Raw genomic sequence first — 11,174 nt, forward strand, 5'->3', positions numbered from 1 at the left:
TCTATTGTTCCTCCACAAACCAGTCTTTATATCCAAGGAAGCTGCCATACAAGGCGCGTATACGAGTACGCCTCCGAATACAAGTGTCCTCTATGATAATCGGCAAAAGTTCGCGAGCAAGTGAATCAACCTGCCACTCATTTAAAATTTTTTTTACTTCTTTTAAATTCCCCGATTTCATTTGAATCCGATCGCTGCCGCGCCTGGACCTAACGGAAATGGGAAGTGTAAAAGGACCTACTCCGTTGCTTTTATCCTCGCTATCTCGTACAAAAATACCGTCGGCCGTATGATAAACTACCAACTGCCCCAAAGGATACGCATACTCGCCGCATTGTGGAATAGTCAGGATGTATGACTTTTGATTATACAGCGTAAGATAGGCCGTGCTGTCAAAAAGCAGGATACGATCACCGCGGCGTTCCAAGCGGAGAGCGCCGGCAGCAGTAATCTTTGATCGAGTATCCGGTTGCTTTTCCATATGAGAAGCCACACATTCGGATGAAAGCCGAAGGAGTATGCCAAGCGGAACCCGTGTCCCGATACCGAGCCGGCGACACCCTTGTTCAAGTACCCTGAGCCGCAGCGCAGGATGAAGCGAATCGAAGAAATCCGCCGCGATTACAAGCGCACCGTGCTTGCATTGCGCCCAATTTGCCGCGTCGGCCACGCTGCTTGCATTGTCGGCCATACCGGTAAAGGTTTCGCGCGCAGTGGCCAGCGATTCCTCGCAAAATGAACGATCCAAGGCTATCCGTTGCAAAGTTTTATCCAATCCGGTGCGCCATCCGCCGAAGGTCGCAGCCAATGCCGGTACTAGATGGTGCCGGATTCGGTTGCGCAGATACGTATCTTCCGCATTGGTGGAATCCTCACGCCATCCGATACCCTGCTGCCGTAAAAATGCCTTGATATCGCTCCGTTCTACTGTAATAAGCGGGCGTAAATACCGTCCGCGCCGTATCGGCATTACGGATAAACTCGCCGTGTTGCCGCCTTGGAAGAGCCGCATCAGTGCTGTTTCATATACATCACTGCGGTTATGCGCCGTTACGATATAGTCGGCACCAACGGAAGCGGCGGTTTCTTCAAAAAGCCGGTACCGCAGCGCACGTGCGGCATCTTCGGTTCCACGATTGCGTTCTTTTGCATAACGCGCCACTTCTCCGGCGGGGATTTCCGCAATAACACAGGGTACCGGCGGCTCTAAACGGCTGCACAATTCGGCGACAAAGGCTGAATCGGCAGCGCTTTCTTCCGCACTGCGGATATTATGATTAACCGTAACGGCGGTTAATCGGCAGTGGAGCCGCGTCTGTAATTGATGAAAAGCTAATAGCAATGCCGTAGAATCCGCACCGCCTGAACACGTAAGAAGGAAACTATTCGGGTTATGTGTCAAAAATGATTTAAGATTATCAAAGACGGCATTGATAAGCGGATGAGAATACATACAATGAGAAAATAAAACGTTTTTGAGGAAAAGACAAGAACAGAAAAAAAGTGCAGGTGTAAAACCTGCACTGTAACGAGAAAATTAGGCTTTTGCGTCCGGGGTCGCAGCATCCGCGGGGGCGGCACCCTCTGCAGAAACAGCTTCTTCTGTGGGTGCGGGAGCTTCTTCTTTGGCAAATTTAACCATTGCAACCGCCAAATCGGCATCCGTTAAAATTTTAACGCCTTCGGGAACTTTAATATCACGAACGTGAATTGCTTCGTTAGCACCGAGTTTTTCAACATCGACAACAATTCGTTCAGGCAAGTCGCGCGGCAAGCATTCAACTTCAAGTTCCGCAATACCGGTTTCCAAAACAGCGCCTTGACGGCATGCTTCAGGAGATCCTGAAAGTCGGATCTGAATTTTAGTCCGCAACAGTTGGCCACGTTCAACGGCATAGAAATCAGCATGGAAAACTTTATCGCTTACGATATCATATTGATAATCTTTGATAAAAACTTCAAACTCGTCTTTCTCGTCAACCTTGACGGTAATAAGGGTACTCTCAGTAACTGTTTTGAATAATTTTTCAAAATCGCGATAGGGAACTTCAATAGCTGTTGAACGACCGGCATTATCATAAATAACAGCGGGTAAACGATTGGCTCTACGGCATTTTGCAGCAGCAGCTTTTCCAAAACCTGTCCGACGACAGGCTGTCAAAACTCTCTCTTCCATAATCAGGAACTCCTTTGCATATAAAGCAAACAAGAGGCTCCTTCCGTACGAAAAGCCCCTTTTTTTCTATTTACATTCATATAAAGTCAACACGGATTATTTTGCAACAAAATAATCCGTCTTTCCTTCAGACTGGGACGGTAGGATTCGAACCTACGGAATGACGGCACCAAAAGCCGTTGGCTTACCACTTGCCGACGTCCCATTATAAAAAACTGTACGTTTACGTACAGCAATTTCCAAATCTTTTACAAACCGATCTGCATAACGCCGATTTCAACTTTCAGCAGAAGTCTCGTATGCGGAAAGTATCTTTTCTTGCAGTACCGATCGGAATTCAGGCGTTATCGGATGCGCAATATCTTTATACGCCCCGGTCTTCGTTCTGCGGCTTGGCATCGCAACAAAAACACCCTTTTCTCCTTCAATCAGCTTCACATTGTGCAATACGAAGCAGTCATCAAAGGTAACGGTTGCATAAGCCTTTAATTTGCCTTCAGCTACAGTCTTCCGAATTTGGACATCAGTGATTGTCATACTATGCCCCTCCTTACGGTAGACTTATTATACACCGCAAAGTATTCTTAGGCAAGTAAAAGGAACGGTTTACACCAGCTCCATCTTTTTGCCAAGACTTGGAAAGCGGAAGCCATAAGGCTCTCAGAGCTAAACAATCCGAAAACAGCCGAACCCGACCCGCTCATTTGCGCAAATGCTGCACCTTGTTCGCAGAGTTCTTTACGCACACGACCGATAACGGGGTAGCGCTGCTCAAGCACCGGCTGAAAATCATTTACAAAACGCCATGTTTTAAACGGAGCCATATACTGTGCAGCAAGCTTTTCATATCCCCACGCCTCACACTCGTGGGATAACGCTTCTTTTTGGTTGTCCAGCAGTTCATACGCTTCTTTCGTTGAGCTCTGTACATCCGGCCAAATCAATATGCCGAAACAATCAGTACGAGCCCGTATCGGTTCAAAGACTTCACCCCGTCCTGTAACAATTCCTGCCGAACTTTTTAGAAAGAACGGCACATCGCTTCCAACCTGTAAGGCGAGTGTTGTAAGCTCGGAATCGCTCAACGGCATCGCAAAAAGCTCATTTGCCGCTTTCAACAAAGCGGCCGCATCGGAAGAACCTGCCCCCAAACCACTCCCTGCAGGGAGATTTTTTATCAGCCGCACCCGAACACCGGTATCAACATCCGACACATTACAAAATGCTTTCCACGCTTCGGTTAAAGTGTTGCCCACCGGTAAAGGCATCAAAGGGGATTCAACCGTACAACTACGTGAATCGCTCGACTTTTCTAGAGAAAGATAATCCGCTATTGAAATACGCTGAAAAATACTTTCGAGGTTATGGAAGCCGTCTTTTCTTTTTGCCAGAACCTTTAGATGAATGTTAATCTTTGCATAAGCACAAAGACTAACCGCATCGGCACTCATGCTTGAAGCATTATTCATATAATATGAGTTTTGTCAATACTGCAAATTCAGGACAAACTGCATCAGACACTTTCTTGACTATTCCCGTAAAATAAAGAGGCTGTTCAACCAAAGTTGAACCACTTCGCGGTTCAAATGGTCTCACAGCCTCTTTATTTTACGATTTTGATCTATATTGTCTGATGCAGTTTGTCCTTCTTCTAAAACAAACCGTTCGAAATTTTAAGTAAAATTTCGAACAGAAGGAAGGCAACCGCTAAAAATATTTTCAATGCGGTTGCCCTGATACTCTTAGATTTTGAGCTTTTTGTAGGTTTCTTCGAGCGGGTGTACGGCACCACCGAATTTCGGGAAGCTCGGCACGGCATCACCTGATTTTCGCGGAATCAAATGTATATGCAGGTGAAAGACCGTCTGCCCTGCACATTGATTATTTGCATTGAGCATATTGACACCCTCGTATCCGCAGTCAGTCACGCAATGGTTGGCGACCTTTTTTACCGTATCCATTACATGATGGAGCGTTGCTTCATCCGCATCCAAGATATTTGTAACATGTTTTTTGGGGACGACCAGCATGTGACCGTCAACATCTTTTGCAATATCCATAAAGACAATCGTATATTCATCTTCATAGATTTTCATGCACGGAATTTCGCCTTTAATAATCTTACAAAAAATACAATCATCCATCGTTAGCTCCTGTTATTTATTGTAAGAGGAAACCTCTTTGCCGTCAATCATACGTCTTTTAAAAATATACGACACATCTACTGCGTCGTCTATTTTTAAAAGGCTTACGGAAAGTTTTTCTTTTCCATTAGCAGGGTAAACGCATCAGGCAGATATAGATAAGAATCGCAAAATAAAGAGGCTGTGAGACCATTTGAACCATCTTCAACTGCTGTACATCCGTGTACATCAGTTGAAGGCGAGTTTTGTGCACGCACAAAACATCGCTGCTGTATGGAACCACTGCCATCCTTGGCAGTTCTGGTTGAACGGCATCAATTATTCTGCGGGGATATCCGGAAACCATCTGATGAGGCTGCCTTTTACTTGACTGATTTTTTCTTTTATGCTAGCGTTTTGGCATGAACGACATCACAATGCCGCAATTGTTGCAACAAATTACAAAAAAATATCCGAATATTGCCGCTCAATATTCCAAGAATGAGCAAGGCGATTTTAATCCGCTCTCCTACACTGATGTTTTTGATCGGGTATTGAGTTTTGCAGGCGGACTGTTATCCCTCGGCATCACGCGGGGAGACAGAGTCGGCCTTATCGCAGATAACAGGAAAGAGTGGTACCATGCCAGCATGGGGATTATGACGATCGGAGCAGCCGATGTTCCGCGCGGCTGTGATGCAACCGAACAGGATTTGATACGTATTTTGTCCTTTGCCGAATGTACGGCTGCTGTCATAGAAAATCGGGATCAATTTATAAAAATTCTGAAAAATCAGCAGCAGTTTCCGCTGCTCAAAACGCTCATTGTGTTTGATCCTTTCGATATTCACGATGAAGAGCTCAAAACAAAGGGCAACACTTCCCGCTTTACAATGTACAGCTATGATGAGATTATCGAACGGGGTATGGCATATCGGAAAGAACACCCCGAAGCGGTTGAACGGGAGCTGGAAAAAGGCAGCGATACGGAAGTTGCTACGATCATTTTTACCTCCGGTACGACAGGAGAACCCAAGGGTGTTATGCTGACACATAAGAACTTTATTGTGCAGCTGGATGACCTTAAAACGAGGGTTATCCTCTATCCCGGCGAAAAGGCCATTGTGGTACTGCCGGTATGGCATAGCTTTGAGCGGCTCTGCGAATACGTTATCTTAGCTTCCGCCGCGGGGATGGTGTACTCCAAACCGGTGGGAAGCATCTTGCTTGCAGATATCGCAAAAACCAATCCGGCGCTGTTCCCATCGGTGCCGCGTATCTGGGAGTCCGTCTATACCGGTGTTTTTAAGGCAATGAAGCAGGCAGGCGGTATTAAGCAAAAACTGTTCAACTTCTTTGTCGCGGTAGGCTTGTTCCATGCACACCATGCACGGAATGTTAAAGGGCTTAATCCTCATTTTGTCTTTTATACGAAGATCACCCGTCCGATTGTTTCCTTTATACCGTATCTTCTCACCCTGCCGCTCTATGCGCTGGGCAATGCGCTTGTGTTTAAAAAGATCCGTACTAAACTCGGTACCGGCTTCCGGCAAGGGGTTTCAGGCGGAGGAGCACTACCGCCGAATATCGACGCGTTCTTCTGGGCTATCGGTGTAAGCGTTACCGAGGGCTACGGTTTAACCGAAACGGCACCGGTTGTGTCGGTTCGCCCACTCGGGCGCCCCGTATTCGGTACTATCGGGAAGCCGCTGTCATGTACGACGGTAAAGATTGTCGATGACAACGGGAAAGAGCTGCCGGTAGGTCAACTCGGTACCGTAATGATCCGCGGCACCAGCGTTATGAAGGGGTATTACAAGCGGCAGGATTTAACCGATGCGGTCATCGACAAGGACGGTTGGTTCGACAGCGGCGACCTCGGATTAAAAACGCTTGACGGCGAACTTATCCTACGTGGCAGAAAAAAAGATACGATCGTACTACGCGGCGGAGAAAATACCGAGCCGGTACCGATTGAAATGAAGCTGCAGGAATCACCATTCATCGCGCAAGCCGTAGTTCTCGGGCAGGATCAGCGCTTTTTAGGCGCACTCATTGTCGCAGACGAAACCGAGGTTAAAAGCTATGCGGCAGAGCAAGGGATATTGGCAGACTCATTTGAAGACCTGCTGGCAAAACCGGAAATCAAGAAACTTTTTGAGCGACAGATCGCTTCGCTGATAAACCATGAAAACGGCTTTAAACTGTTTGAACGAATCAATCGTTTTGTACTCCTTGCCAAACCTTTTGAAGCAGGCGTAGAACTCTCGGCAAAGCAGGATGTAATGCGCTATAAGATCACGTCGTTATATAGTAATCAAATTGATAGTTTATTCGCTGATTAAATAGAAAGGCTTTTCCATCGCAGCCGCGATCTGTAACGTTAGAGATTGTATCAGCTTCTTTGGCCGAAAACGACCTTCATATTCTATAGTGAGCCTCAATTTCTTGTAAGATATTTAATGAGTACATATCTTTTGCGAGTTTTTCCTTCAAAATATAAAGGTTTTGAAGGAAGCCTTTAGGGATTTCTGTGGTATCACTTTTTCGTATAAGTGAATACAAAAGCTCAATACATTCGGTACATAAATAGGGGTTTGTTTCAGACTGTATAAAAAACACAACTTCCATTATAGCGCTAAAGGCATCTTCTGCAGTAAATGCAGTATCTATTTTATCCCGTGCTTTTGCAAAAAACCATTCCTATAAATTCGACAACCACAGCCTTTATCAAAAGGCGAGGATTGGCGAATTGCCGCACTTTTGCAACGAAATGAAAAAGTGCAGTCAATAGGCGACGTTTGCGCTTACGCAAACTCGCAGCGTTTTTAGACAATGCCAACTGCATTGTCTAAAATAAGCCTTCATCTTTTTGCAGCTCTGTTTGCCAATTGAGCTGTAAATCTTTAAGCACTTCATTTATTTTCATGTTTATTCCTATATATGCGGTATTATACAGCATATCATTCTTAATTAACATAAGAAATCCAATCATTATACAACAGCGTCATATCTTTTTATTTACGCCATGGTTTATAGAGGTTTTCCTTATAACTTTTTCTCTCTTTTTTCCTTGCATTTTTTCTGTATCCGTTTTACACTACAAAGTACAAGGAGTATGCAAATGACGCAGAAAAAAGTTTTTAAAACGCTGTTTGTTGCATTGGCGGCTGTATTTATGCTGTTCTCGTCGTGTAAAACGACTGAGCCGGAACATATTCCCGCACCCGTACCGATGCAATACAGCGCTATTGAAGCAACAGCGCCGGCTAATCAGGTGGATGTGATCTTGTTTAACGACTTCCACGGTAACGTTGCAGAAGATGCCCGTCCCGGTAAAGGAAAAAATGCCGGTATGGCAAAGCTGCTCGGCTATGTGCACACCGCACAAAGGGAAAACCCGAATACGATTGTCGTAGCAGGCGGTGATAACTATCAAGGTACTGCAATTTCCAATTTGACCTACGGTGCACCGGTTTCCGCAATGATGAAGGCAATGGGCGTATCGGTATGCGCAGTCGGAAACCACGAATTCGACTGGGGCGTAACGCACATGAAGGAATGGCAGAAAGACGGCAATTTTACCTTCTTGGCGGCAAATATCGTCGACAAAAACACCAAGAAGCCTGTCTCGTGGGCAAAGCCGTACGCGATTATCACTAAAGGCGGTTATAAAATTGCGTTTGTCGGTTTAGCTCATCCCGATACGGTCAGTTTAACAAAAGCGGAACATGTCAGCGGTTTAGAGTTTACCGATCCCGTTAAAGCCGGACAGCAATGGGTTGATTACCTATTGGCCGGAAAAGCAAAAGAAGGGAAACCGGATGCCATTATCGCATTAACTCACATAGATTCCGATCAGAAGGGTGAAGAAATCACTGGAAATGCAGTCGCGCTTGCTCAAATTAAGGGCTTAAACGCGATATTGTCAGCTCACAGCCATCGACCGGTACAGGGCGCTGTAGACGGTATGCCGATTATGCAAGCTTACTGCTACGGACGCGCAGTTGGAAAACTCAGCATCACCTTTGATGAAAATAAAAATATCGCTTCGATCACTCCTACCCTTGATGAAATTTGGAAGCACAAAGACACTATCGTCGAGGATGAAGCTGGAAAAGCTATTTATGCGAAATACGATGCAGACTTGAAACCGATCTTGAGCAAAGTAATCGGTACCGCAGCCGGTGAGTTTACCCATGAAAGAAAGGATAAGGGCAGCAATACCTTGCTCGGCGTATGGGCAGCAGAAGTACAACGGAAAGTTGGAAAAGCCGATATTGCTATCCAGAACGGAGGCGGATTACGCAGAACGCTTGCAGCGGGAAATATTACCGTCGGCGATCTGTACGAAATCATGCCGTTCGACAATTTCTTAGTCACCTTCGACCTTAGCGGAGCGGAAATCAAAAAGGCAATTGATCACGGTATTATGAACCCGAATATCACAGACGGACAGTTTGCGGGATTAAAGGTTGAATACGACGGCACCAAACCTTTTGAAAGCAGAGTCACTTCTATCGCATTAGCCGATGGAACTCCGCTCGATATGAACAAAACATATAAGGTTGTTGTCAATGACTTTATGTTTACCGGTGGTGATAAATACGATTTCTCGAAGGCAACGAACGTCGTCGAAACATATATTCCGATTCGTGATGCCCTAATCGACGAAATTAAAGCGGCAAAGACTATTACGCCGAAGGCTCCGGATTACATCAAAGATATCAGCAAAAAATAAAAGGAAGTCCTTATACACAATGGAACAAGCAATGTATGTTCACATACATTGCTTGTTTTTCTTTTTGGTATTCGTCATGCAGCAAAAAATCAAACGATTTTGTATTTTTCTTTTTTTCATCCTTACAACTATGCTTACAGCGCAAATCCCCGTATTTGCAGAGGCAGACACCGATTCAAAAGATGCCGGATTGGCGGAATATTACGACACGCAACTTAATTTGCCGAAGAACCAGGTGGTAAAAGCGCGCGTCATTGAAATCGTATATGATGACCTCGCGGAAAGTAGGCCGGATGTTCCGATTGAATCCGACTTCCGGTATCAGCATTTAAAAATAGAAATTTTAACCGGCAAGCATAAGGGCGAAGTTTATACCGTCCGCAACACTATTGAACTGGCAATTCCGTACCGGCTTATCTTCCGGCTCCATGAAAAAATGATACTGCAGGTGGACGAAGATGAAGAAACCGGAAAGATAATAAACTTAAAAATCTATGAGCGTGCACGGGACACAAAAGTCTATGCACTCATCGTACTCTTTGCAGCGGCGCTTATTATCGTCGGCAAAAAAAACGGTCTCAAAGCATTGATTACGCTCGGCATTACCGTAGGCCTTATTTTCGGTATTTTTCTCCCGTGCATTATACGGGGTTTTAACCCGATCTTATTGGCGCTTGCCGTATGCAGTTCTGCAACGGTTATCACGCTGCTGATCATCAGCGGCAACAATAAAAAAACATATACAGCCATCATAGGTACAATCGGCGGGGTTATCATTGCAGGAGTATTCGCATTTATTGCCGGTAAGATACTCATGCTGACAGGGCTTGGAAACGAGGACGCACAAATGCTTGCCTTTATACCGCAGCACCGTAGGATTGACTATCAGGGGTTGTTGTTTGCAGGTATTATGATCGGTGCGCTCGGCGCGGTGATGGATGTGGCAATGTCCATCTCATCGGCAATGTGGGAGATTATTTCCGTAAGTCCCGATATATCAAAAAAGCAACTGATAAAATCCGGCATGAATATCGGCCGAGACATTATCGGCTCAATGTCGAACACACTGATTTTGGCCTATGTCAGTACCTCCATTCCGGTACTGCTGCTGTTTATTCTATTCTCCAACGGATTTACCGAAATCATCAACCTCGAACTTTTAGCCTCCGAAGTGTTGCGTGCAGTCGCCGGAAGTATCGGGCTTATCTGCACCATCCCGATTACGGTGCGCCTTGTCGGGAGATTTCATCGTACATCATGAGGCGATTACCGGACGGGGAAGCGTACTAGGAAAATTTTGATTAATACGATTACTTTTTATTTTTTTACTATTACAAGCAACAGCCCCGACGCAAGCGTCGGGGATTAACCTCTCCGCACGAATAAAATTACAATGCAATTTGCAACCGCTGTTTCAATGCGTTTTGTAGCTCTTGTGAAAAATTAACCCCGGCTTCTTCCGCTTTATAATTGAGCCATGCCGGAATAGTAACAGTTTTCTTTATTGCCTTTTCAGAAAACTGTTTGCGCCAAGCATCAGTGTCGGCTATTACATAATTCACAAATCCGTTTTTTATTTTAATTTTAGATATATCACTCGGTTCCGGTATCTGTTGCCGATGATCTTCATAATGAGCAAGCATCATAGCTATGGCATCCTCTGCCATTTCTATTGCTTCCGTGATTGTTTCTCCAAATGTAAAACAGCCGGAAATATCAGGAACTCTTACACCTATTTTTCCATCATCGTATTCAAAAATAACGGGATATGTATATTTCATATTATGCCTCCTTTTACTATTTTAAACCTGCTTCTTTGAGAATATTATGCGCTGTTCCAGTCGGAACATCGCCTTTATGCCGAGGTATCGCAATCATTTTACCTGTCTCTTTATGGATTGCTTTATCGTGTTTTGCTCCGGCAGTAATTTCATAACCGGCTTTTTTTAATAGTTTTATAATCTCATCTGCTGTCATAGCATCACCTTATGATACAATTATAACACGTATAAGCACGTATTTCAAGGTATCGCGATTTACAAAATAATTGGAGAAGTTTCAAAATCTAAAGATTTCCTTAATTGCTGTATTTTAAAAAACGATTTTTCAGCAGCCTGCTCCTCTTCTTCGCAAA

11 protein-coding genes and 1 tRNA gene are annotated in these 11,174 nt (G+C 44.8%); 3 read left to right on the plus strand and 9 right to left on the minus strand.

What is annotated here, in order from left to right:
• Position 1: 1 nt before the first annotated feature.
• The 6 genes from tilS to ABH09_RS09275 form a co-directional block, all read right to left on the minus strand.
• Positions 2-1,453: a tRNA lysidine(34) synthetase TilS gene (gene tilS, locus ABH09_RS09250; RefSeq protein ID WP_253714174.1), complete on the minus strand. Its 1,452-nt coding sequence runs from the start codon at positions 1,451-1,453 to the stop codon at positions 2-4.
• A gap of 84 nt (positions 1,454-1,537) precedes the next feature.
• A complete protein-coding gene (locus ABH09_RS09255) occupies positions 1,538-2,176 on the minus strand; it encodes a 50S ribosomal protein L25 (protein ID WP_253714175.1) in 639 nt (212 codons plus the stop codon).
• Positions 2,177-2,308: 132 nt separating this feature from the next.
• Positions 2,309-2,381: transfer RNA gene (locus ABH09_RS09260), tRNA-Gln, on the minus strand.
• 71 nt (positions 2,382-2,452) lie between these two features.
• Positions 2,453-2,713, minus strand: coding sequence for a septation regulator SpoVG (spoVG, locus tag ABH09_RS09265; RefSeq protein ID WP_162664035.1), 261 nt, complete (start codon positions 2,711-2,713; stop codon positions 2,453-2,455).
• A 47-nt stretch (positions 2,714-2,760) separates the two neighbouring features.
• Positions 2,761-3,645 carry a 4-(cytidine 5'-diphospho)-2-C-methyl-D-erythritol kinase gene (gene ispE / locus ABH09_RS09270; protein ID WP_253714176.1) on the minus strand — a complete coding sequence of 295 codons (885 nt, stop codon included), beginning with the start codon at positions 3,643-3,645 and terminating at the stop codon, positions 2,761-2,763.
• Positions 3,646-3,918: 273 nt separating this feature from the next.
• Positions 3,919-4,320, minus strand: coding sequence for an HIT family protein (locus ABH09_RS09275; protein ID WP_253714177.1), 402 nt, complete (start codon positions 4,318-4,320; stop codon positions 3,919-3,921).
• Positions 4,321-4,721: 401 nt separating this feature from the next.
• Here ABH09_RS09275 and ABH09_RS09280 point away from each other — a divergent pair, with 401 nt between their 5' ends.
• A complete protein-coding gene (locus tag ABH09_RS09280) occupies positions 4,722-6,644 on the plus strand; it encodes an AMP-dependent synthetase/ligase (protein WP_253714178.1) in 1,923 nt (640 codons plus the stop codon).
• 506 nt (positions 6,645-7,150) lie between these two features.
• Here ABH09_RS09280 and ABH09_RS12870 read toward each other — a convergent pair.
• Positions 7,151-7,279: a hypothetical protein gene (locus ABH09_RS12870; protein WP_256478588.1), complete on the minus strand. Its 129-nt coding sequence runs from the start codon at positions 7,277-7,279 to the stop codon at positions 7,151-7,153.
• Positions 7,280-7,477: 198 nt separating this feature from the next.
• On the opposite strand from ABH09_RS12870, the gene ABH09_RS09285 reads away from it, so the two are divergent.
• Positions 7,478-9,040 carry a 5'-nucleotidase C-terminal domain-containing protein gene (locus tag ABH09_RS09285; protein ID WP_315442735.1) on the plus strand — a complete coding sequence of 521 codons (1,563 nt, stop codon included), beginning with the start codon at positions 7,478-7,480 and terminating at the stop codon, positions 9,038-9,040.
• Between the two features lie 88 nt (positions 9,041-9,128).
• The gene (locus tag ABH09_RS09290; protein WP_371922156.1) at positions 9,129-10,301 is read left to right on the plus strand and encodes a YibE/F family protein; all 1,173 of its coding nucleotides are present in this window, start codon (positions 9,129-9,131) and stop codon (positions 10,299-10,301) included.
• A 127-nt stretch (positions 10,302-10,428) separates the two neighbouring features.
• Here ABH09_RS09290 and ABH09_RS09295 read toward each other — a convergent pair whose 3' ends face one another.
• Positions 10,429-10,821 carry a type II toxin-antitoxin system HicB family antitoxin gene (locus ABH09_RS09295; protein WP_253714181.1) on the minus strand — a complete coding sequence of 131 codons (393 nt, stop codon included), beginning with the start codon at positions 10,819-10,821 and terminating at the stop codon, positions 10,429-10,431.
• A 16-nt stretch (positions 10,822-10,837) separates the two neighbouring features.
• Positions 10,838-11,017, minus strand: coding sequence for a type II toxin-antitoxin system HicA family toxin (locus tag ABH09_RS09300; RefSeq protein WP_253714182.1), 180 nt, complete (start codon positions 11,015-11,017; stop codon positions 10,838-10,840).
• Positions 11,018-11,174: the final 157 nt, after the last annotated feature.

The organism is Treponema sp. OMZ 803 (assembly GCF_024181165.1).
GTDB lineage: Bacteria > Spirochaetota > Spirochaetia > Treponematales > Treponemataceae > Treponema.